Raw genomic sequence first — 23,172 nt, 5'->3', positions numbered from 1 at the left:
TGATCCATGAGACTTTTCAAGTGCTTTAGCAAAGCACAGAATAAATGAATAAAAGGACAACCGAATCAAAGGATAAACGCGTCACCGTGTGCATTTGCGCAGATTGTATGAGGATAGTACTATCAGATTATTCCAATAAAGAGAACGCTTTCAGGAGTGAACAAAACATGGGGAACAAGGTTCGTTTTTGTCCTTGCAATCAGCTTACGAGCGCCTCAGAGCTAAAGGTAAAATTGAGAGAAATGCCAGATACCGTAGTAGAAGATCATAAATGCTTGAACTATTGTGGGCAATGCTTGGTGGAGGCCTTTGCAGTGGTAAATGGGAAAAATATCAGGGGATGTTCGGACCATGACCTGATGAAAAACATTTTTCACTATCTGGGAGAGTAGGTCACGCACAGGGATTGTTGCCTGCATGACGAATTGGATTGGAGAGGAGAACTGTCCCCGCAATGAATTATCTCAGCTCCCGATTTTTATGAGTTCTTTTGACGACTAGTCAGCTATTCTGATTCAAGATGTGCATCCGAGGAGGAGTAATCGTGATCCGTTCCTTTATAGAGGTTAGCCCAGATTCCAATTTTCCTATTCAGAACCTTCCGTACGGTGTCTTTCGTCCCAAAAAAGGCGGCGGGAGCAGAGTCGGTGTTGCCATTGGTGATTATATCCTTGATTTATCTGTGATCGATGATGCTGGTCTGTTTGTCGGGACGACTGTAAGCGGCAAAGAGATTTTCAACCAGCCTTCTTTAAATGCGTTTATGGCGCTTGGAAAAGAGTCGTGGGCAGAGGTTCGCACAAGCATCCAGCGATTGCTCAGTGCTGAAGTGCCCTCTCTGCGGGATCGTCCTGTGCTTCGAGAAGCGGCGCTGCTGCGACAAGCGGATGTCCAGATGCAGCTGCCCGCACAAATTGGTGACTACACGGATTTTTATGCGTCCAAAGAACACGCAACGAACGTCGGAATCATGTTTCGAGGTAAGGAAAATGCCTTGATGCCAAACTGGCTGCACTTGCCTGTTGGCTATCACGGAAGGGCAAGCTCTATCGTGGTAAGCGGAACGGATGTGCATCGGCCAAGAGGACAAATGAAAGCACCAGATGAGGCCACTCCTCATTTCGGACCCAGCCGTCAGCTTGATTTTGAATTAGAGATGGGTTGGTTTATTGGACCTGGCAATCAGATAGGTGAAGCTGTCACAGTTGAACAGGCAGAGGATCATATTTTTGGCCTTGTTCTCGTAAATGACTGGAGCGCGCGAGATATTCAGTCATGGGAGTATCAACCGCTCGGGCCGTTTTTGGCGAAAAACTTCGCTACCTCCGTCTCGCCTTGGGTCGTTCCTTTGGCAGCATTGGAGCCGTTTCGTGTGGCAGGTCCAAAACAACAGCCGGAGCCGCTTCCTTATTTGCGAGCACAAGACAAAGCCTCCTTTGATATTCAGTTAGAGGTGTATTTGCGAGGGGCGGGTATGGCAGAGCCACAGCGCATTGCGACGAGTAATTTCCGACATCTGTATTGGAGCATGGCACAGCAGATTGCACATCATACCGTGACCGGATGCAATTTGCGGCCGGGAGACTTATTGGCGTCGGGAACAATCAGTGGTCCGGAAAAAGACAATCGTGGTTGTCTGCTGGAACTCGCCTGGCGAGGAACAGAGCCGATTGAGCTTGGAAATGGCGAGAGGCGAGTATGGCTAGAGGATGGTGACCAGCTTACTCTGACAGGGTGGTGTCAGGGAGATGGCTATCGGATCGGTTTTGGAGAGGTATCTGGCTGTATTTTACCTGCCTTGACTAAATGACAGTACGAAAGCCGTACAAAAGAGGGCATCCGCGCTGGTTGCCCTCTTTTGCCTGTTACATCTGATCGCCGCACTCGCCAGGCTCGTAGTTGAACTGCCATTCGATGCCGAATTTATCGATTAAACTGCCGTAGCATTTGCTCCAGAAGGTTTCCTGCAGCTCCAACCGCACTTGAGCACCTTCTTTTAACTTATGGAAATAGGACTCGATTTCTTCACGATTCGCACTGACCATCGCGAGACTGAAATTGTTTCCTGCTTGATAGGGCAGGCCTGGAAACGCGTCGGAAAACATGACAGGACTTCCATTGATCATCAGACGTGTGTGCATGACGAGGTTCTTCGCTTCCTCGGGAAGTGCAAAATTCGGATCGGGTGGTGTATCCCCGAACGTCATCATTTGGGGGATATCTTGACCAAACACATTGGCATAATACTCTACCGCTTCCCGACAATTTCCATTAAAGCTCAGATATACATTTATTGCCATTCATTTCATTCCTTTGTTTTTCGAATTTGTTGAAAGTCGCCTCGATTACGTCTCTAGCTTGTAGCGAATTTCTGGTAAATATACCTAAGAATGCGAAATAGGGAGAAGGGATTGGGCGATGGATGTGGAAAAGTATTGGCTGGACTTTTCAAGATCGGAGGAATCATAATGACCGCACAAAAGCCCGTTGGATTAACTGCAAGCGTAAGGTACCAGATTGGCGTGAGAAGAACCATTCCAGCCGAGACGAAGCATGTATGGGACTTCTTTTTTTCACCAGAAGGCTTGTCCATCTGGCTCGGAGACATTCAGCATATCCCATTGCAAAAAGGTCAGTCCTTTCAGACAAAAGATGGCTGTTCGGGTGAGCTTCGCGTGGTAAAGCCGGGTGGGCACGTGAGAATGACCTGGAAAAAGGCTGAATGGAAAGATCCCTCCACGCTCCAGGTTCGTTTTTTGACACCGAGCGCTGAAAAAACGACGATCAGTTTTCATCAGGAGAAGCTTGCGGATGCGAATACAAGAGAAGAAATGAAGGAGCATTGGGAGCAGGCTTTGGCGAAGATCGAGGCGGCTCTACGCTGAGATAAGTTAAGACGCAGAGCAGTTGTGAAAGCGTGCAAATTACACTCCTTACCGGGCCTGACTGAATGGTTAGGTCCTTTTTTATGTCAATGTAGCGCTCATTTTGCCGTTGACTTTACCCTTAGGGGAAGGCACATAGTTGAAAGGAGCAAAGCGGCATGCAATATGCTACAAAATCGAATAAAAAGTGAAGAATGGAGGGGAAGCGTTGCTCTCAATTGGCGAGTTCTCGAAGATATGCGAGGTATCTACCAAAACGCTTCGCTATTATGAGGAAATTGGATTATTGAATCCTGTGGAGATTAATCCTGAAAGTGGTTATCGGTATTATTCCATCGAGCAGTTAAAAAAGATGCTCTTTATTAACCGGTTGAAATCGTATCATTTTTCGCTGGAAGAGATCAAAGCAATTCTGGATGCGGAGGAGGATCAAGCAGAAGAAAAGCTATATTCTGCCCTCACTCGCAAACGAAACGAAATACAGGAGAACCTGCAAGCTCTGGAATATACCCTCAAGCAAATGAATAGTGATCTTCTCCAATTAGGAAAGGGCATTCCAGTTATGACCTACCTCAACGATATAGAAGTACAGCTTGTGGAAACAAAGCCCATGACGCTCCTTTATACGAGGAAGCTAATGAATAGGAATGACTACGAGGAAGGCTATGGAGCGTATTTTAGCAGGCTATATAAAAAGGTAGCGAAGGAAAAACTCACGCTGCTAGGAACACCCATGACGATTTATCACAGCGCTGAATACAATCCTGACGGGAATGATACAGAGTTTGCCATCCCCATTCAGGAAGCAGTTAAGGGAACAAGAGATATGCCTGGTGGTCTTTGTGCGAGGTCTGTTTGGAAGGGGCCCTATTCTGATTTGACATCGATTTACGCCAGACTGAGGGAGTGGATCGAAAAGGAAGGATATGAAATGGTGAAGTCGCCATATGAAGTGTATGTAACCGACCCTAACCAAACGAGTGGTGCATTTGAGGATATGGTTACAAAGGTCTTCTTTCCTATCAGGAAAAAGTAGAGACCATGCTTGCAAAATACCTTAAAAGCACATGATTCAAAACAAAATAACGCTTATTGGGGAGGAGCCCAATCAATGAAAAGTAGCTACTTGCCCACTTCTGAATGGCAAGCCGTAAACCCTGCGACCGTGAGAATGGACGCGAAAAAGCTTGCAGAGCTAGAACCTCTAATAATATCTGACTATGGTAACATCAACGGCATCGTTGTTGTACGGCATGGTTATCTGGCTTATGAAAATTATTTTAACGGATATGGACCGGATGATACTCATCATGTGGCATCGGTTACAAAAAGCGTCCTGTCTTCTCTCGTAGGCATTGCAATAGAAGCAGGATATATAAATGATGTCGATCAGAAGGTGTTGGACTTTTTCCCCGAGTTTGTTCCCGGAGCTGATGACTCACAAAAACGGGAAATCACGATACGCCATCTTCTCACGATGACAGCTCCTTATCCATTTGAAGACTGGCAAGAGCCGCTGAACCAGCTGTGTATGCAGCCAGATTGGGTCAAGTATACGCTGGATATGATGGGCAAAAAGGGGAGAATTGGAGCTTTTAAGTACTCCACTGCAGGAGCACACCTGCTTTCAGCCATCATCACCCGAAGCACAGGAAAAAGTGCTCGCGAGTTTGCCAACGAACGCTTATTCACACCGATCGGCATGCAAGAAATTCCGGATCATGAGATGCAAGCCTTTGCATTTGATGATTTATTCGGGAACAAGGTGAGAGGGTGGGTGAAAGATCCAAACGGAAACTCCACAGGTGGCTGGGGCCTTACGCTGCATCCGCGTGATATGGCACGCTTTGGCTTGCTCTATCTCAATTATGGCATGTGGGGGACTGAATCGATTATTTCGAAAGCGTGGATTGAAGAATCGACAGAGATGAATCCTTATCAATATGGCTATCTCTGGTGGCTGCGTGAAGAGGACGGCATTTTAGCTTATTCAGCAATAGGGGATGGAGGCAATGTGATTTGCTGCATCCCAGAAAAAGACCTCGTGGTCACGATTGCCTCACAATTCATGATGAATCCTCGTGACAGGTGGGCATTAATTAAGGAACAAATTATATCTGCAGTGGAAGGGTAGTAAAAACTGGCTTTTCATTTCGTTTTATTAATAAGCCCAATATACTGAGAATTTCCATATCCGTTGTTGGAAAAAGCTTAAATTACTGTTTCACTGCAATGATAAGAGAGATCTACTTCTTTCTTTTGATATTTCTTTTGGCGTGAATCTGGGTCCAGACACGACCTCCCGCCAAAATGGTTCAGTTGGCTAAGAGATGACAAAGCGGTTGGTACAATACGCAGAACAGCAAATGTTTCGCCTCTAAAATCCCTCTCCGGAGGGATTTTTTCTGTAGCAGAATAAAAAAGATCTCGACGCTTCCCTAAAATTTGGTATGATGATATGAATTACCTTCCATGGAAAGGAGGTGAGATAAAGTGAAGACGAAGCTTATTGTAATGACTGGCATTGCGGGTAGCGGAAAAAGTTCGTGGGCAAAAGAAATTGCCAAAAAGGAACGAGCAACGATCATATCCACGGACGAAATCAGACAGCGGCTCTTTGGTGACGAAGACAGGCAAAAGCGCACCGCGCAAGTTTTTTACGAGGTCTATTCCAAAATGGAAAGCGAGCTGGCGCAAGGAAAGAATGTCATCCTGGATGCCACCAATATTGACCGCGAAAAGAGGATGAAGGCTCTTTCGAAATTTCCTGATACACAAAAGGAATGCTACTATCTGGATGTGCCTTATGCGATTTGCCTAGATCGCAATCGATCCCGTAAGCGAAAGGTAGACGAATTCATCATGACGAAGATGAGGAAAAACTTCCACTTCCCAATTTTAAATGAGGGATGGGAGGGCATTTATCTTCTGCATGAACCAATGCCTTATTCGATTTCGAAAGAAGAATTTGTCCAGCTCGTAAAAAGTGAGCCAGCTTATGATGCCTTATTCGAGAAATTGAGCATGATCCCAGTCTTTCAGGAGATGTTTGGTTTCAATCAAGAAAACCCGCATCATCGGCATACGCTGTGCAAGCATACGTACCATGTGCTGGATTATGTGAATGCTTTTTACACTGAATCGGATAAGTTCCTGATGCAAGTAGTTGCCTTGTTTCACGATGCTGGCAAACCGTTTTGCAAAACGTACAAACCGTTAAAAGGCCATTATTCTTACTACGGCCATGAGTACGTTTCGGCACAAATGGCTTGTCACTTCTTGAAAGAGCTAGGATTCGAAGATGATTTTATATTCCAGGTCGTAAACTTGATTCAAATGCACATGAAGATCAATTACGGCACTCAAAAGGATCTGTCTGAAATTTATCATTTGCTAGGCGATGAAGCTTTATGGAGGTTGTATTTCTTTAAAGAAGCGGATGCCTATGCCAAGTAAGAAGGTGAATAAATGCATGAGGAAAAAATACCCGAGAACCTTCCATTTACCTTGGTCGCGAACCAGAACTGACGATGATAAAATCTTGCGAACCATCACTCACTTCGAGGGAAGGGAAGTAGTAGTCACTGAAAAACTAGATGGGGAAAACACTACACTATACCGGGATTACATTCACGCCAGGTCCATCGATAGCAAGGACCACGAATCGAGGCATTGGGTGAAAATGCTACACGGTACGATAGCCTTCCACATTCCCGATGGCTGGAGAATATGCGGGGAAAATGTTTTTGCCAAGCACTCTATTCATTATGAGACGCTCACAAGCTACTTTTATGTGTTCTCGATCTGGAATGAGAACAATGAATGTCTGTCTTGGGATGAAATGATCGAGTGGGCATCACTTTTGGGCTTAGAGATTGCACCTGTTCTGTACCGAGGGGTCTGGAATGAGGGAGTGGTAAAAAGCTGCTACACGAAAGTATCAAGGTTTGGCGGTGAGCAGGAAGGATACGTAGTCAGAGTCACCGAGGGATTTTGTTACGAGGACTTCAAGTGGTCAGCAGCAAAATTCGTCAGAAAAAATCATGTGCAAACGGATAAGCACTGGTTAGCGCAAGCAGTTGTGCCAAATGGATTAACATCAAACGTTTAGCTACGCTTTGTATGAAGGGATTGAGAACCATGTAATAAGACCGTGGAAGTTTCTGTTATGAAAGCTCTTCGTATTCGAAAGATGGTTTTATACAATTCCCACGCGATTGGGGATTGTCGAAGCTATCTTTGTTGCGATTCTCTATAGGTAGTTCAAAGCATGAAAATCCCTTTTTGATAAGGAACTTTCATGCTTTTTTTGTTACGTTCCTGTACGAGGACGATTAGAGATGTGACCCGCCACTTGCATCGATTAACTGCCCGGTAATCCACCGACTTTCCTCTGAGGCAAGAAATGCAGCAATATCTGCCACATCGTCTGGCTCGCCCCATCTGTTAAAAACGGACAAACCAGCTGCGTATTTCTGTCCATCCGGATTTTGCAAGGTTCCAGCATTCATTTCTGTATTAATGATGCCCGGAAGAATGGCATTGACCGTAATATTGCGACTTCCAAGCTGCTGAGCCAGGGCTAGTGTAAATGTGTTGATTGCCCCCTTCGATACGCTGTAGGTGAAAACATTAGGGGATGCAGCTCGTGTGACAAGGGATGAAATATTGATAATGCGGCCGCCATCCCTCAGGCGAGACAACGCATGCTGCGTAACAAATAGGGGGGCTTTGACATTTATGTTCAGGACCTCGTCAACCGATTCCTCTGTCGCTTCTTCCAGGGTCAACATTTGCCCGATCCCTGCGTTATTCACCAGAATATCAAACTGATTCTCCCCGGTACGTTTTTGAAGCTCTTCATCGAATGTCGTATATAAATCACGTATACCATCTTGTGTAGTCAAGTTTGCACCGATAGAAAAAGCGAAGCCACCATGCTGCAAAATCTCATCAACCACGCTTGCTGCTTCTTTTTCTCTTTGGCCGTAGTGCACAGCTACGATCGCGCCTTCCCTCGCCAGTCGCAGCGCAATTCCACGACCAATCCCCCGACTAGCACCCGTTACTAAAGCAATTTTCCCTTCCAGCTTGCTCATATTCTCATCTCCCTGTTTTGGATTCATGTCAGTTATAACACAGGGTGATGTTCGAAAAGTTGCTCTGTCATTCCACAGCTCATACCGAGCTTTTTTGGCGCGGTTCACGCAGAGTCAATCCCCAGAACAGCAGTGCGACGGCACTAACAGAAGCACCCAACAGACAAACACCATACCAACCAGCGTAGCCATACACAGTGGTAGAAGCGATTGAGCCTGACGCGCTGCCAATCGAATAAAAGATCATGTAACTGGCTGTGAGTCTGCTGCGAGCCTCAGGACGGACAGCAAAAATGAGGCTTTGATTCGTCACATGTACAGCCTGCACAGCAAGATCCAGCAAGATAATACCTGCCCCTAAAGCCCATAAAGAATACTCAAGCGAATAGATCGGCCACCAGGATAATAGCAACAACAAGAGCGCAATCCCCGTCGTCTTTTGACCGAGTCCACGATCGGCGAGCTGACCTGCCCGCGCTGCTGCAATCGCGCCTGCAACGCCGGCTAAGCCAAAGGCTCCGATAGCGGAGTGGGATAAAGAAAAGGGGGCAGCATGAAGCGGCAGCACAAGCGAAGTCCACAAAATACTGAACACCATGAAAATAAGCAGAGCTAACACCGCACGGATACGCAAGATGCGTTCCTTGGCGAAAAGAACGAGTGTAGATGTAAGCAGTTGCTGGTAAGATAGCGACTCCTTCTTGCGTTCATCCGAAGGGAGCTTCAGGTACAAAAGAATGGAGATGGCCACTGTAAGGAAAGCGGAAGCGAGATAAACGGAGCGCCAGCCAGCCAAATCAGTGACGATGCCGGCAAAAGATCTCGCTAGCAAAATACCAATCACGACACCACTCGTGACGAAACCGACAACACTTCCTCTGTTGCTTTCTTCAGACAAGGAAGCGGCATAGGAGACAAGTGTTTGGGTAACCACGGCGAGTAGGCCGACGACAGCCAAACTGGCAAACAGCATGTAACTGGATGACGAAAAACCAACACCGATCAAAGCAAAAATCATGAGAATCATGTGAGTCATGATTAGGTGCCGACGATTCACGAGATCACCAAGTGGCACAAGCAAGAATAGTCCGAGAGCATAGCATATTTGCGTAACGGTAATGACAATACCGACAGAGGAGTGACTAATTCCAAAATCACTTGCGATGTTATCCAGTAAGGGATGGGCAAAGTAAATGGTGGCAACAGCCATCCCGCACGCAGTTGCGAAAAGAATAGTCAGCAAGCGTGTAAAGGAAAAGGCAGATTGAGTTGTTTCAATGTCCGATTCAGAATGAGACAATTTCTTTTGCCTTGCAGAGATGTCGCGAATCTCTCCGTCACGATGAGGATCTATCATGAGAAATTCCAGCCCCTTTTTCTTTTGAGTGAGTGACATTCAAGTTAATTACCGATCGGTACATAACAGCTGTGAGGTTACTTTACTATCCGTTTCAACCGTTTGTCAATGGTCATTTGAAGTTTTGTGATCAAACAACTTTTCGGGAAATAAAATTTATGAATCAATTAAAAAGATGACTCCTCATTTCCTTGCTTTGCTCCATTTGACACGAAAAGAGTTAGTTGGTACTGTAAGTGTACCGAATGGTATTTAACTATCTATCCCTATTTAAAATGGGATTATCCATAGAGAAAAGAGGAAAACGCTATGGTGCGACCACGTGAGTTTCAGGAGGACAAGGCACTGGAGAAGGCCATGCTTTTGTTTTGGGAGAAGGGATATGAGGCTACTTCCTTGAGCGACCTCACAATCAGTATGGGGATTCAAAAACCAAGTATTTACGCTGCATTTGGAGACAAAAAGGATTTGTTTGAAGCAGCCCTGCGTAAATATATTCACGAGCATGCGACCTTCTTCCGACGTCACTTGCAGAGCGGCCCCTCTGTGAAAGAGGCAATTCACACGGTTTTTCAGGAGATTGTGTCTCAAGCCTATCAAGACGACCGGAATCGGGGATGCTTTTGTATTAATACGATGGTAGAGCTAGCCCCCCATGAGCCAAGATTTGAAGTTCTAACACGAGAACACCAGCTGTATTTGACCGTTATTTTTCAGGAGACGATTGAGCGCGGGAAAAAAGCGGGAGAGCTTCAGGCGCATATTCATGCAAAGGCTCTGGCAAATACATTGGTAGTGTCGTTAATCGGATTGACCGTCATGATGAAATCTCGTCCGGATCGAACGTTCGTTGATCAGTCTGTTGAAACGGTCATGCAATTATTGGAATAGACGGTGGTTCGAAGCGATACAAAAAGGGTGGCGTTTCCTTTAATAACAAAAGACTGTCGGTCTTACTCGTCGACAGTCTTTTTGTCATGGATGATGGTCGTGCAGACATCCAGCAATATAGGTATGGTAGTTACAGCAAGCTCTATAGGAGGATCTAAAATCACCTCATCAAGAACATTCTATGCATTCAAATTTGATCTTACATAACAAATGTTATGTAACCTAAAGCTTGCTTCACATTTGTTTCGGTTTAGTCACTGTTATCTAAGAACAGTCTCTGAGGCGAGGTGTACCAATACCATTCCCGGATGTTACTTGGAAGCGAAGACAACAATCGAATCAATGAACACAACTACTTGGAGGAGAGCAACACAAAAAAGCATATAGGCCAGCTTTCGGTTTTTATAGAATTCCAACGATCCCAAAGAAGCCATGACTACCGCCAAGCCCAGCATAGTAGCTAAGTGGAAAAAGGAAGCCCTTGTGATTAAGGATGTCGTGGCTATGACAATAACAACGATGGAGAGGAGATGAAACCAAAAAGGATTCTTTTTCATTAGATTCACCCGTTCCATGTTAGTTAATCGTAATACGCGTGATCGAGATAGGAGTTAGCGAAAAAGAGGGGAGCAAAAGCAGACCCTGTCTTTTTTCTAAGATGGCCATTTTCGAAAGCGAAAAATTACGATTGCATCTATTATATAGGAAAAAGGCATAATTTTAGGAAATGCATGGAAAATAAATATGATGAACTCGTTCTGTTGATAATGAAAACCATTATCATATATAATGAACCCCAGATATATCCACTACAGGTTACAGCTCCGTTAAGCGGACAGAGGAGTTGAAAGGCTACCATGCAGTTAAATGAACAGCTCGTCCTTTGGAATCATGCATCCCTAAAAATTGCAGATATTCGCCATGATATTATGCCGCAGAGCCAAGTCCTCCGCTCGTATCGGCTTCCAACCAGTGTTTTTCTATATGCTGTAAGAGGCAAGGCGAATTTACAGCTGGACGGAGAGCGATATCATGCAAACCGTTTTCTCATTTTACATGGGGGCAAAGGGAGTGTCCTAGAAATCGCTCCGATAGAGGAAGTATTCGAATACTATATGATTTATTACAAGGCAACGATCTCGCTACCAGCCCGACAAGAAATTGTCTCCATGCTGGAGAGAGCAAATCCATTTCATCTTCAATATGGCTTTATACCTGAGAATCCTGTCGACTTGCTTCAAAAAGTGGACTTGATGCAGCGTGAATGGGAAGCGAAAGGTGGCCTGGAGCGTTTTCATGTGAAGTCGATTTTCTATCAGTTTGTGTACGAGCTACTCTGGCAGCTTCACAACCACAAAATACCGTATCAGCATAAGAATTTAGTCGAGCAGGCGCTTGACTACATCCAGAAGAATTATTACGAATCCATTTCAGTAGAGCTGCTAGCTGATATTTTGGCTTGCAGTTCACGCCATTTATCGAGGCTTTTTAAGCGTCAAACAGGTAGCACTCCGATCGATTACATGATTAAACTTCGCATGGAAAAAGCGAAGGAGCTGTTACTTACAACAGAGGCAAGCCTGCAAGAAATTGCGGAAGGCATCGGCTATGCAGATAAGTATTATTTTGCCAAAATGTTCAAACGGTATACTGGTATTCCTCCGATACGTTATCGAACAGAGCACATGCAATGGGATCACCGTCCGAAATCGACATCTGTTGAGTCGCTATCTGCCATTGTCCCAAGGAAAGCAAGGACGTATATTGATAATGATTGTGAGAATCATTGTCAATATAGAGAAGAGGGAAATATGCCTATGTTTACTGGCAACAAAGCTCCTTGGGCACTGATCTTGTTACTCTGCTTGGCGCTTCAACTCAGTGCATGCTCCGCGGGTACAGCAGGGAATTCTGCAAATAATGGGGGACAGGCATCAACTGCACCGGCGCAGACAGCAGTTACGGTTAATCAGACAGAAGCGAGTCCAAAAACCAAAATGGTCACCACCGTTAAAGGGGAGGTCGAAGTCCCTGTAAACCCGCAGCGTGTGGTTGTCCTTTATTTGCTGGGTGATGTACTAGCACTTAATGTGAAGCCTGTAGGTGTATCAGATGTAGAGAAGGGAGCTGTCTTTGAGAATCAACTGGATGGAGTGGCATCGCTTGGAAACTGGTTTGAACCGAATCCAGAAGCTATCCTGGCGCTCAATCCTGATCTGATCATTGTTCCCTCCGAGGAAACATACCAATCGTTACATAATGTCGCTCCGACAGTCTACGTTCCTTATGAAAGTATGTCAGTAGAAGAGCGGTTGAAGAAGATCGGGGAAGTATTAGGAAAGGAAGGCGAGTCTCAAGCCTTACTGGAAAACTTCTATGCAAAAGTGGAAGAGAGTAAGAAAAAATTGAAGGAAGCAGGTATTATGGACAAAACCGTGAGCATCATGGAAGGCGGCAAAGGAAGCATGGGCGTCGTCAATAGTAAGCAATATGGCCGCGGATCGCAGGTCATTTATGAATACTTGGGGATGAGAGCACCGGCGATTATCCAAGAGGAAGTAGCCACCTTTTCTACAAACACGGCCATGCACAATGTCTCTTTTGAAGTTTTGCCTGTATACGCAGGCGATTACGTCTTCCGCTCCTCTTACGAAGGTATGGTAGATTTGTCCCAAAACTCCGTGTGGAATAGTATTCCCGCTGTAAAGGAAGGTCGTCTTATCGAAATCAGCTTTGGTTTGTCCTATTACAATGATATTTATTCTTTGGATAAACAGCTGGATTTCATTGTAGAGAGTCTCCTTGCGGCAAAAAAGAAGTAGAACCGGCAGGAAGCGAAAACCAAGCAGTCTAGCCCCTGGAAAAAGAACAACAGCGACAATCTCGGACGAGAAAAAGAGTCCTGGGTTGCCGCTGTCTTTTGACAGTCTTTCCTATTCATGATCCATGTTTATCGTTTCTTTTTGAGGTTTCTCGTCACGAATGACTAATAGTACCCCAGTAAAAATGAATGTCGTACCCATCCAAAAAGACAAGCCAATCTGTTCGCCCAGTAATAACCAACCTAGAAAAGTACCAACGATCGGCTGGAAAAAGAAGAACAGTCCGCCACTAGAAGCATTCAGCTTTTGCAAGCCTCGATTCCACAGCAAAAAGCCACACGCAGTAGAAATGACCCCCAAGTATAGCAGGCCCCCCCAAATAGAAGGCTGCATGATCGCTTGAAAATCAAGCTTGGTTAATCTCCCGATGGTAAACGGCGTCAGAACGACAATGGCTACAAGGATGCTGTAGCTTGTTACGACAATTTGCGAATATTCTCCAGGTACACGCTTTACAAGGACAGACATAAGCGACCATGTTAGTGCTGCGATAATTAGGGATAAGCCACCTAGCTGATTGGAGGGATCGATTTGAGTAGTTCCCACAATCACACAAACGCCAACTGTCGCTAGTACAACGGAAATGGCTTTCTTTACCGTAATTTTTTCTTTCAAGATCATGCGTGCAAACAGGACCATAAAGGCAGGTGTCGTTGAAGTAAGAATGGCTCCCATTTGTGCGGTGGAAAGCATGGTTCCGACCTCTTGGGTTACGATTGAAATGGTATTCCCAATGAACCCAATCAAAATGATCAACAGCCAGTCACGTTTTGCAACATGCCATGATTGCTTTGTTACCGCTCCGATCAGTAGTAATGTGAAAAGAGCAATTACATAGCGAAGCCATACTAATTCAAGTGGTGGTACAATATCGACCACGACTTTCACAACAACATACATACCGCCCCAAATACTCGCGGCGAGTGATAAATATAAAGAACCAAGTAACGTATTTTTCATTGTTGCCCTCCGTTTTATAGACAATCATTCATGTCCTTAACGGAGACGTAATTATTCTTCCGTTAAGGGAGAATAACTACAGGTACATCATTTTCGAAAAGGGGTGAATACATCATCAGCTTTCATCTCCTTTCAAAGCTGTCTATTATTTTACAACGATTTGCATTTTCCCGAAAGAAGATAATTACTAGAAATGATAATCATTATCAATTATAATAAAGCTGGTCGAATGGAAATGAACTGGGGTGAACAAACACAATGATCATAAACGACCAACTTCTTTTGTGGAATCACGCGTCCATTAAGGTACTGGATGTACGCCACTCTGTACTACGGGCAGGAGAAGCCGTGCAGTCATATAGGCTGCCAACCAGTGTGTTCTTGTTCGCCACTCGGGGAGAAGCATACATCAAGCTGGATGAAGAAGAGCATGTCGTCCAGCGATTTCAGATCGTTCACAGTGGCAAAGGAACGATGCTGGACATCTTTTTGGTAGAAGAGGAATTCGAGTACTACATGATTTATTATAAAGCTTCGCTTCCGCTGACGCTCCGGCCAGAACTGGTTGCGCTTTTCAAGCATAGCAATCCTTTTCAACTGCAATACCGTTTTCTACCAACCCAACCTCTATCCATCTTTCGGATCATCAAGGACATGGAGCGGGAGTGGAGGGAATTTGGCTATTTGCAGCGTTTCCAGATTAAATCGTTGTTCTATCAGTTCGTCGCTTTTGTTTTGTCGCAAATACATAGGGAAGGTATCGAAATGAAAGCACCGGACCCTGCTCTCCAAGCCATGTTGTACATCGAGGAGCATTTTGCAGAGCCGATCACGCTGGAGTTGTTAGCAGAATTCTTGAGCTACAGCATCCCGCAGTTATCTGTGCTTTTCAAGAAAAAGACGGGCTACAGCGTCATTGATTACGTCATACGAAAGCGGATTGAATATGCTAAGACGATGCTTACTCAGACGGATGCAAACGTAAAAGAAATTGCTGCGAGTGTAGGGTACAAGGATTCGTTTTATTTTGGACGCATCTTTAAAAAGGTCGTCGGGATTTCTCCCGCACATTATAGAGCGCATGAGCGTAATGAGCGAAAGGCAAAGGATAGTCCTTCTCTTCCCATCAGATCGTCCATTGCTTTGGATCGACTCTGGAGATATATTGGTGATGATAATCATTATCAATTTAGGCATAACAGAGAGGGACGAACACTGATGTCCAAACAATCCAAATCCGTCACAGTTGCTACCTTGACGCTCTGCTTAGCGCTGCTCATAAGCGCTTGCTCCAGCCATGCTCCCAATTTGCAGTCACCGTCAGAGGGGAATCAGTCGTCTTCTGCAACGACTACTACCCCACAAAGCTCTGCGCAAACAAAAACAAAGTTCATTTCGACGATCAACGGTGATATAGAGATTCCGGAACATCCTACCCGCATCGTTGCTGATCAATATCTGGGCAGTTTCATTGCTCTTGGGGTTATACCTATTGGTGCACCGGGCTTGCACAGACAGAATCCGTATTTGGCAGAAGCGCTCAAAGCGGTAGATGATACGGGCGATGTAACCGGATCTTTGGAAAAAGTAGTCGAGCTGCAGCCTGATCTCATCGTAACAGGCGACAACCAAAACAGATATGAGTCTTTATCCAAAATTGCTCCGACCATCTCCATTCCTTACGGCAACTTGAAAAATGCACATGAAGAGCTGACTTATTTTGGCAAGCTTCTCGGTAAAGAAAAAGAAGCGGAAGCATGGCTTGCAGACTATGATCAGCGGATCGCTGCTGCCAAAGAGAAGGTCAAAATGGTCATACCGGAAAATGCAACCTTCTCCATTTTGGAATCGGCAGATAAAAATACATTTGCCTATGGAGATAATTTCGGACGCGGTGGACAAGCCGTATATCAGGCGCTCGGATTAAAACCGCCAGCTGCGGTAGCCAAAGACATTTTTGATAAGCAGTGGGCAGAGCTATCCAATGAACTATTACCCAAATATGCCGGAGACTATATCATCCTGACATCAAATGATCGTACCATCGAAGACCTCAAAGCAGATCCGATCTGGTCGACTTTGGATGCGGTGAAAAAAAATCGTGTCTACATATGGAAAGAGGAGCGTTCGTGGTATTACGACCCGATTGCAGTCCTGTCGCAGACTGAGGAGATCACAGACTGGTTGACAAAAGTACAATAAACAAATAGATGCATGCACAGAAAAAGGGCTGCCTCAGGCAACCCTTATCGTCCTCTGTGCTTTTCTTTTGCCTTCTGGACCTTCAGAAGGTATTTTTTCTCTTGAAGCAGTTCATCTTTTTTCTTATTCGTTGCTTTTCTTTCCTTTTTACGTAACGCCAGATCAAGCTTCATGGCTTCTTGGGCAAACGTGGAGACGCCCGTCGTCCGCATTTCCTTGGCAACCTGCCTAGCGAGCCGCTTCGGATTGACTTTTTGCTCCGAGGCCGTCCTGATGTCGACCTGCTCCTTGCTGGATGACAGAAGGCCAAGCATCTGATGGTGAACAAAATCCATTACTTCCGCATCTTTTGGCTCAGAACCAAAAATAAACTGGGAAGCTTTTAATTTTTTCCCTTCCTGAAGCTCAACGACTCCTACCCAATACTGCCCATTGAAAAATACGGTTAGTTTCAAATTAACCGCCCCCTTTATTTGAATCGTAAATGATGGACATCCCAAGGGGGGAAGGTTACTGACAGGGGATACGGGTGTATCGCACCTGCGTCCGGACTACCAACCGGAGCTGTGTTTTTACATTATACGTCAGATTATCTAATCATTTCGTATTGTTTGCAAGTGGGGGAACCGCTTATTTTTTTCCCTCAGCGAATGTGACAGGTTTATTTGTTCCAAAAAGGAGGCAAGCGACTATACCGCAATGACATTGGTCACGTATTTATAGAGAAGGTGTAATGGAAAAAGAAAATGTGTATCCCTGATAGCGGAGAGAAGGAGGTCAAGAGATGGCTATCCCGAAGCGTACACCGGCAAAAAAGAAGCCCTATATCAATCATCAAGGATTCCAGAACACGCCGAAAGCGCCTCATCAAAAAATTACCCACGTAAAACAGTCTGAACAGCAGCAAGAGCCTGATCATGACAAGAATCTTCCCAAGAGAAGCATAAATGGGAGAAAAAAATCAATTCCTCTCCAAAAGGGGCAGAAGAAATATTCAAAACCAGTGACTATGGCACGGTCAAAAGTGACGAAAGCCAGCTCACCATCATTGGCCCCAACTGTTTTCTATCAAAAAGAGGTGGATGATGACCAAAAGCCTGACAATCGGGAAGTACATTTGAAACTACCAGAGGATACGACTTCAACTCAAGATGGCGACCAGTCATCTACCTTTCCTCAACAAGAGATCCGTAAGTCTATACCAGATGGTCACACTACGGAAAAACGGTTGACCGAAAGCTCTGCAGCACCGCAAGCCAGAACAAACAATCAAGTAATCCTGGCAAACATAGCCTACAAAGACCAAGCTGGCGCTTCCTTGATCCAGGTGCCGCTCCTTGAAGAAATATGGGAGGTGGATTGGGTCCAGCCGATTGATGTGATTTGGAAAAAAGACTGGGTAGAGATTCAAACAGATATTACGCTCAACATTCAGGACATTCGCCAGGATTTCCATAAAAAAATTGTATGGATCAGGGGGGATTTAGAGCTAACGGCTAAAGGGACGTCCACCGAAACGAACAAGCGAGCACATGAAACCTTATACTTTCCCTTTACCTCTACGGTTTTGCACCCTGCTATTGCCAAGCGAAGCATGGAACCCAAAGCGACGTCTGAACAAGAACCCGCTGAGCTAGATGAAAGATGGATGGAGACAGGAGACTGGAAGGCTATGCTTCTATCAGATCCGTTCAATCATTTTTCCCAAACGTCGGGAGAGTACCATGGGCTTGCATCGATTAGCGGGCGCGTATGGTGGTTTCGAAAACAATTCATCCCCTTGCACATGATTCACATAAAACCAGGTTCCTAAGGTGGCAGCCAGGTGAAGGAGTTGTCACGTAAATGAGTGGCTAGCTACTCATTTCCTTCCTTAAACGAGCTGGGAGCCACAACATAGCGGGAACGACACTAGCAATTTTGCAATGGCACAGGGGATGAATCTTGAGCCACACGGAAACAGGACATGTCTTTATTCTCATGCTCATTTTTACGCTTCCACCATACATAATCGCATCTCTTTACAAGAGCAAAAAAGGGCATTTAACGCTTGGCAATCGCCAATACCACCTTACTGCCAAGCCATATAATATAGGGAGGAAGGGTAACTTTGGGGAGGAAGCCAAATGGGAAAACATGACGATAAGGATAAAGATAAATACAAAGTCGAATATTCTTGTGAAGAAAAAGATGACGACGAGCATGAACACCACCACAAGCATGAAAAGGATCATGAGAAAAAACCGCCATCGAATTCCTGTAGTGTAGAAAGCGTACGTGTGTTCGGAACAACGACAACCGATACTGTTTTTCCGAAAACCATTAAAGTACCTGTGACGCTTGCAGAGATTTCCGTAGTCGTTGCCGTAGAAGCAAATATCCAGTTGGAAAAGCCAGCGCTGGAAATCATTCGTGTATGGAAAAGTGTGATATTGCAGCAATGTGAGCTGGTACCCACGTTTAATCCATACGCGGCAAAGCTTTTTGTAAAAGGGTTCATTCGCAAAAATATTGAATATACAACAGTTGACCATACCTCACCAAGCGCTGTATGCGGAGATATTCGCCACATGACCGCTATGATTCCCTTCGATTTTTGTACAGATATTACCTTTCCGCAAGCTGGACCGTCCTTACAGCTTTCTCCAGACTTTTCATCATCCGGAGAGCTGCTCAATCAAAGCGGGAATGGACCTCTGCTGAACGAGGGGCTATTCGGTAACCGGCAAGTTTACAATGAGAAGCCTTATTGCGAGTTGGTCTATACAGAATTTACTGAGCTGGATATCGGTCACAATCTGAAAAATGTCTCCGGGTTCGCCCAAGCATTTACGTCTGTTCAGGAAAACATTGTCCTACGTGTAGGGCTTAAAGTTTTGCAAATTCAACAGGTTCCACTGCCAGTTAAATGCCCACCTACACCCCCTCCGCATCCGCCACATTGTAAGAAAAAGTACTAGGTTCATACCTCCCGAAAGCAGATCATGTAACGGAAAGGATGAATGATGTGCCCGGAATTCAGGACAAATCTAGGCGCTCTACAAAGACACTGACCAAGATGTTAGTGTCTTATTTAATTTCCATTTATTCTCATGAATGAAACGTACTATAATAAAGGTTATGATAATTTTGTATAAATTGGAAATGTGGGGATGCGCATGTGGAAAGTGAAACTTGTCATTTGGGGAATGGCAGCTGTAGCAGTATTGTTATCAGGATGTTCGGTGGCTGAGAAAGCTGAGAGACAGTCAAGTGATTTGGCAGTAGGTGAAGGGAATCAGCGAAATCTTGCAGAAGTCAGTTTGCACCTCTTGGAAGACATCATGGAGTCAGCAAAAGAGGGCCGCATCAAAGGTGTGAACATGCCATTAGGATCGACCTATGGAGAAGTCACAAGCAGGTATGGACAACCAAAAACAATCGGGAATAACGAGTGTTGGACGTATTCGTACGAGCATCCTAAAAGTGCTGCAGCTTTTTACTACGAGCATGATTCCTGCAATTCTGAAGCTGCTCCACTACAAAACGAAACGATTGTGAATCAAATCGCTGTTTCCCCAGAATTTTATGGAGTGCCGCTTAGCATAGATGAGGTGAAGCAAGCGTTAGGAAACCCAGATGAAGAATTTACGAGTGAAGCTTACGGAGGTCATTATCTCGTCTATAAAATCGATTCTGTACAACTGCGTTTTGTTGCAGAAGAGGATGCTTCATCTCAACAGATTTATCAGATTAGTGTAAGCAGGATTTAGGACTTAAGAAGAATGGCTGACAGTAAGCGTAAGTAGAAAGCAATAAAGAACAAGTAGTGAAAGTGCGTATATTCTTCATTCGCAGAGATTAAACGTTCGGATAATTTCTGTTTCGGATCATAAAGGTGAAAAAAATTACGGGGCTAATACTTTTGAAATGGATGGTCGTATCACGAAAATCCGAATGATCCTTTTTTATCTGCTTTTCCAAAAACAACTACCAGAAGGTGATAAAATGACGGATATTCTAGCGTTGACTCAGGAAAATCTTTTCTCACAGCACATCTGTTGCTCCCTATCAGACAAGGACAATCAAAACGGTGTCATTCTAAAAAAACATTGGCTAAGCTGCCGCATGGAAGAAGGTCTGGTGTTTAAAAAGCTAGATGTTCGCGGAAAAGTATTTATTGAATACATTCCTGCCGAGTATGCGTGGGTTCCGATTGAAGCACCAAATTACTTGTTTATCAATTGCTTTTGGGTTGCTGGTAGATATAAAGGGCAGGGATATGGAGCGAGATTGCTAAACGAATGCATGGAAGACGCGAAAGAAAAACAAAAACACGGCATCGTTGCCATCTCTAGTGCGAAGAAAAAACCGTATCTTTCAGATAAGAGCTTTTTCGTTAAGAACGGTTTTGAGGTGTGTGATACTGCCCCGCCTTACTTTGAACTCCTGGTAAAACGATTCGTTACCCAAGCTCCTGAACCGAAATTCAAAGTAAATGCTAAGAAAGCAAGCATCGATCAAACAAATGGGCTCGTTGTCATGTATACCGATCAATGCCCTTTTACCGATTACTACGCGAATCAAGAGCTTGATGAAATCGAAAAAGAATTCCGAATCCCGGTTACAAAAATCAAAATAACCAGTAGAGAGGAAGCGCAAAGTGCGCCTTCTGCGTTTACAACATATACGGCTTATTGGAATGGAGAGTTTTTAACACATGAGATATTGAATCGGAAGAAGTTTGAGGCGTTGTTAAAGAAGGGGCTGGGACAGTAACCATGGGCGTAGCATATAACCTGACCTGCAATCACTGCACATACAATCAGAACGTATTTCTAGGCATAGGTTTCCGATACGTGTATATAACGGATATTCTGGAATGGTACGAAGATTCCGTAGTCAAGGAACGTATTCGTGAATTTAGTAAGGACAATAGTACCAAACACGTCTGTTATGATGGTCTTTATGTATGTAAGGAATGTAAATTCTTGTTAAATGCGGTCTATTTGCACATGGAATCAGATTCGGATTCATATACCAATTGCTATGATTGCCCCCGCTGCTCAACAGTCATGCCTTCAAAGCCGATAGATGAAGAGATCGAGGTCGTAGTCCTGGCTTGTCCTGGTTGCGGCAATGAAAAGCTGACATGTCAGGCGTACATGGATTGGGATTAGGAGAGTCTCGGAACATCGAGTATTTAATGATAGCTATCCTTAATTGAGAAAAGTGTTTTTCTCATGGTGCTGTATGAAAGGAGAATTGAAATAGTATGAACATTTGGCCAAAACCTTTCTTTGATCCAGAAAAATTAAAGCAGCAGTTGCTCGGTTTAAGCGCGCTCGATATTGTTCTGTGCTCAGAAGACTGGCTGCGCAGGTATCAATTTTTCCCGCAATGGGATGAAGGTGTAACGATGGCAAGCATCAGCAACGGCTCCGGAGATGATATGTACATCCTGTTTGCTCCCGAAGGTGTTGTTGTAAAAGGATTCGACCATGAATCTGCGATGAGTCCGCATGCCCGAGACGAGTACGAGGTATGGCCTGGCATTTACGAACAGGTACCTGATGCACTGCTAAAGAGGCTGGAGGACGAGGCGCTTACAAAGGAAGACGTCACTTTTTGTTTATGGAGGGAGCCAGGTGATACCGAGTGGAGAACAGGTGAAGTAGCGAATCCAGAACAACTCGATGACGGATCGGATTTTTTACTAGGTATGATTTATGAGACGGCACAGGATTACATAGAGTGGGCTGAGGATTATTACGAAATCGAGCTATCCATCGATGCGGTAAAGCCAATTTTGCAGAGCCACACCATCAGTGAAAAAGCCATCCTGAAATTAAATCTGGAACGAAATGTGGAGTTAGCCGTAAAAGAATTAGAAGCGATTGGTATTTATGTAAAACGAGAACTCCAAGGCTGATAAAACAAACAACTGAATGGAGCTGTAACGATATGCCAAAAGGCTTTTTTTCTCAAGGGATCGCTGTTCTCCTGTCTAAACCTGTATCGATTCATAGCATAGAAAAAGTACTGAAGGAATCGTTTGAAATTACGAATGTAAAAGACTCATCCGAACAATGGGTGTTCAGCGGACCGAGCCTGCTCATCCCATATCGGCCAGAGGAAAACGGATATATTCAGGTGGATGTTGTGGACAATCCATGGCCGGACGAAATGGGTGACCCGGCTGAGGATACCACTCTTTTTGGTGCGTGGACCATGGGCTTTTTCGGACCTCATACGTACCCGCAGAACCTGGAGCGGGCTGCACAACAAGCATGGGGTTACCCGGAAGGGCGACTGGCTGTTGCCGAACATACCGCGTTTATCCGCGTGCGCACTAGCTATACGCTTGGCCAGGTAGACGATCAGGCTCCAGTACTGCCGGAAGATTATGACCCGTTCCCAGAGCTAATGGCTGTAGGCGCAGTTGCTCAAGCCTTGCTTCAAATGCCGGAAGCGCTCTGCTACTTTAACCCAAACGGAGAGTGTCTCGCTTCAGCAGAACTGATGCAGGAGCTGAAGCAACGCTATGAAGAAACGCAGCTGCCTCCGCTGGAGCTGTGGTCCAACGTCCGGTTGTTCAACCTGCCAGAAGAATGGCTCATGATGGATACAGTTGGTATGCTTCAATTGGATGCGATGGATCACGAGGCGATTTTCCACCGCGACGCATGCGATCCAAACGAAGTGGCTGGTTTCCTGCGAAATATATCCAACTATGTGTACGAGAATGGACCTGTTATTAAAGAGGGCGACACGACAGATGGTCCGGGTGGAATTCGTTGGCAAAGTGCCTTGCTGGATGAGGGATTGACGAACCCGCCACGTGGGGTAATCAGATGGTACCCGCTCGATGGAAGAGAAAAACCGGCTGGCTTGGAGTAGTATGGTTTGCATACCAT

At 45.0% G+C, this 23,172-nt stretch carries 22 protein-coding genes and 1 pseudogene; 17 read left to right on the top strand and 6 right to left on the bottom strand.

Annotated elements, in window-relative coordinates; translation table 11 throughout:
* The first annotated feature begins 44 nt into the window (after positions 1 to 44).
* Together SB752_RS22095 and fahA are read left to right on the top strand one after the other, a co-directional pair.
* Positions 45 to 392, top strand: coding sequence for a DUF1450 domain-containing protein (locus SB752_RS22095; RefSeq protein ID WP_410717701.1), 348 nt, complete (start codon positions 45 to 47; stop codon positions 390 to 392).
* Positions 393 to 544: 152 nt separating this feature from the next.
* Positions 545 to 1,810, top strand: coding sequence for a fumarylacetoacetase (gene fahA, locus SB752_RS22090; protein ID WP_410717700.1), 1,266 nt, complete (start codon positions 545 to 547; stop codon positions 1,808 to 1,810).
* 55 nt (positions 1,811 to 1,865) lie between these two features.
* Here fahA and SB752_RS22085 read toward each other — a convergent pair whose 3' ends face one another.
* Positions 1,866 to 2,300, bottom strand: a complete 435-nt coding sequence (locus SB752_RS22085; protein WP_103106425.1) for a VOC family protein — start codon at positions 2,298 to 2,300, stop codon at positions 1,866 to 1,868.
* 168 nt (positions 2,301 to 2,468) lie between these two features.
* Between SB752_RS22085 and SB752_RS22080 the strand changes: the two genes are divergently transcribed.
* The 6 genes and pseudogenes from SB752_RS22080 to SB752_RS22055 all read left to right on the top strand — a co-directional run bounded on the left by SB752_RS22080 (position 2,469) and on the right by SB752_RS22055 (position 6,996).
* Positions 2,469 to 2,885, top strand: a complete 417-nt coding sequence (locus SB752_RS22080; protein ID WP_410717699.1) for an SRPBCC family protein — start codon at positions 2,469 to 2,471, stop codon at positions 2,883 to 2,885.
* A 208-nt stretch (positions 2,886 to 3,093) separates the two neighbouring features.
* Positions 3,094 to 3,921, top strand: coding sequence for a MerR family transcriptional regulator (locus tag SB752_RS22075; RefSeq protein WP_410717698.1), 828 nt, complete (start codon positions 3,094 to 3,096; stop codon positions 3,919 to 3,921).
* 75 nt (positions 3,922 to 3,996) lie between these two features.
* Positions 3,997 to 5,019, top strand: a complete 1,023-nt coding sequence (locus SB752_RS22070) for a serine hydrolase domain-containing protein (RefSeq protein WP_410717697.1) — start codon at positions 3,997 to 3,999, stop codon at positions 5,017 to 5,019.
* Between the two features lie 133 nt (positions 5,020 to 5,152).
* Positions 5,153 to 5,266: pseudogene (locus SB752_RS22065) on the top strand (alpha/beta-type small acid-soluble spore protein); the annotation flags it as partial.
* Positions 5,267 to 5,378: 112 nt separating this feature from the next.
* Positions 5,379 to 6,341: an AAA family ATPase gene (locus tag SB752_RS22060; protein WP_410717696.1), complete on the top strand. Its 963-nt coding sequence runs from the start codon at positions 5,379 to 5,381 to the stop codon at positions 6,339 to 6,341.
* A gap of 16 nt (positions 6,342 to 6,357) precedes the next feature.
* A complete protein-coding gene (locus tag SB752_RS22055) occupies positions 6,358 to 6,996 on the top strand; it encodes an RNA ligase family protein (RefSeq protein WP_410717695.1) in 639 nt (212 codons plus the stop codon).
* A gap of 223 nt (positions 6,997 to 7,219) precedes the next feature.
* Here the strand turns inward: SB752_RS22055 and SB752_RS22050 are convergent, their stop codons facing one another.
* Both SB752_RS22050 and SB752_RS22045 read right to left on the bottom strand, forming a co-directional pair.
* Positions 7,220 to 7,984, bottom strand: coding sequence for an SDR family oxidoreductase (locus SB752_RS22050; RefSeq protein ID WP_410717694.1), 765 nt, complete (start codon positions 7,982 to 7,984; stop codon positions 7,220 to 7,222).
* A 79-nt stretch (positions 7,985 to 8,063) separates the two neighbouring features.
* Positions 8,064 to 9,341, bottom strand: a complete 1,278-nt coding sequence (locus SB752_RS22045; protein WP_410717693.1) for an MFS transporter — start codon at positions 9,339 to 9,341, stop codon at positions 8,064 to 8,066.
* A 309-nt stretch (positions 9,342 to 9,650) separates the two neighbouring features.
* Between SB752_RS22045 and SB752_RS22040 the strand changes: the two genes are divergently transcribed.
* A complete protein-coding gene (locus tag SB752_RS22040) occupies positions 9,651 to 10,232 on the top strand; it encodes a TetR/AcrR family transcriptional regulator (protein WP_410717692.1) in 582 nt (193 codons plus the stop codon).
* Positions 10,233 to 10,543: 311 nt separating this feature from the next.
* Here SB752_RS22040 and SB752_RS22035 read toward each other — a convergent pair whose 3' ends face one another.
* A complete protein-coding gene (locus SB752_RS22035; RefSeq protein WP_410717691.1) occupies positions 10,544 to 10,789 on the bottom strand; it encodes a hypothetical protein in 246 nt (81 codons plus the stop codon).
* Between the two features lie 300 nt (positions 10,790 to 11,089).
* Here SB752_RS22035 and SB752_RS22030 point away from each other — a divergent pair, with 300 nt between their 5' ends.
* A complete protein-coding gene (locus tag SB752_RS22030; RefSeq protein WP_410717690.1) occupies positions 11,090 to 13,054 on the top strand; it encodes a helix-turn-helix domain-containing protein in 1,965 nt (654 codons plus the stop codon).
* A gap of 111 nt (positions 13,055 to 13,165) precedes the next feature.
* Here the strand turns inward: SB752_RS22030 and SB752_RS22025 are convergent, their stop codons facing one another.
* Positions 13,166 to 14,074 (bottom strand): DMT family transporter, encoded by a 909-nt coding sequence (locus tag SB752_RS22025; RefSeq protein ID WP_410717689.1) that lies wholly within the window; start codon positions 14,072 to 14,074, stop codon positions 13,166 to 13,168.
* Positions 14,075 to 14,332: 258 nt separating this feature from the next.
* On the opposite strand from SB752_RS22025, the gene SB752_RS22020 reads away from it, so the two are divergent.
* Positions 14,333 to 16,276, top strand: a complete 1,944-nt coding sequence (locus SB752_RS22020; protein ID WP_410717688.1) for an ABC transporter substrate-binding protein — start codon at positions 14,333 to 14,335, stop codon at positions 16,274 to 16,276.
* A 44-nt stretch (positions 16,277 to 16,320) separates the two neighbouring features.
* On the opposite strand, the gene SB752_RS22015 is transcribed toward SB752_RS22020, so the two are convergent.
* The gene (locus SB752_RS22015) at positions 16,321 to 16,731 is read right to left on the bottom strand and encodes a YjdF family protein (RefSeq protein WP_410717687.1); all 411 of its coding nucleotides are present in this window, start codon (positions 16,729 to 16,731) and stop codon (positions 16,321 to 16,323) included.
* Positions 16,732 to 17,060: 329 nt separating this feature from the next.
* Here SB752_RS22015 and SB752_RS22010 point away from each other — a divergent pair, with 329 nt between their 5' ends.
* The 6 genes from SB752_RS22010 (at position 17,061) to SB752_RS21985 (ending at position 23,155) form a co-directional block, all read left to right on the top strand.
* Complete coding sequence (locus SB752_RS22010) at positions 17,061 to 18,089, top strand: hypothetical protein (RefSeq protein WP_410717686.1); 1,029 nt, start codon at positions 17,061 to 17,063, stop codon at positions 18,087 to 18,089.
* 313 nt (positions 18,090 to 18,402) lie between these two features.
* Positions 18,403 to 19,236: a CsxC family protein gene (locus SB752_RS22005; protein WP_410717685.1), complete on the top strand. Its 834-nt coding sequence runs from the start codon at positions 18,403 to 18,405 to the stop codon at positions 19,234 to 19,236.
* Positions 19,237 to 19,434: 198 nt separating this feature from the next.
* A complete protein-coding gene (locus SB752_RS22000; RefSeq protein WP_410717684.1) occupies positions 19,435 to 20,028 on the top strand; it encodes a DUF4309 domain-containing protein in 594 nt (197 codons plus the stop codon).
* 235 nt (positions 20,029 to 20,263) lie between these two features.
* A complete protein-coding gene (locus SB752_RS21995) occupies positions 20,264 to 21,034 on the top strand; it encodes a GNAT family N-acetyltransferase (RefSeq protein WP_410717683.1) in 771 nt (256 codons plus the stop codon).
* Positions 21,035 to 21,530: 496 nt separating this feature from the next.
* On the top strand, positions 21,531 to 22,187 hold the full coding sequence (locus SB752_RS21990) for a hypothetical protein (protein ID WP_410717682.1): 657 nt from the start codon (positions 21,531 to 21,533) through the stop codon (positions 22,185 to 22,187).
* Positions 22,188 to 22,219: 32 nt separating this feature from the next.
* Positions 22,220 to 23,155, top strand: coding sequence for a DUF4261 domain-containing protein (locus SB752_RS21985; protein ID WP_410717681.1), 936 nt, complete (start codon positions 22,220 to 22,222; stop codon positions 23,153 to 23,155).
* The last annotated feature ends 17 nt before the right edge of the window (positions 23,156 to 23,172 follow it).

The organism is Brevibacillus sp. SIMBA_040 (genome assembly GCF_046535075.1).
GTDB lineage: Bacteria > Bacillota > Bacilli > Brevibacillales > Brevibacillaceae > Brevibacillus.
The sequence above is the reverse complement of the archived record's forward strand: the minus strand, read 5'-3'. Positions and strand labels throughout refer to the sequence as shown.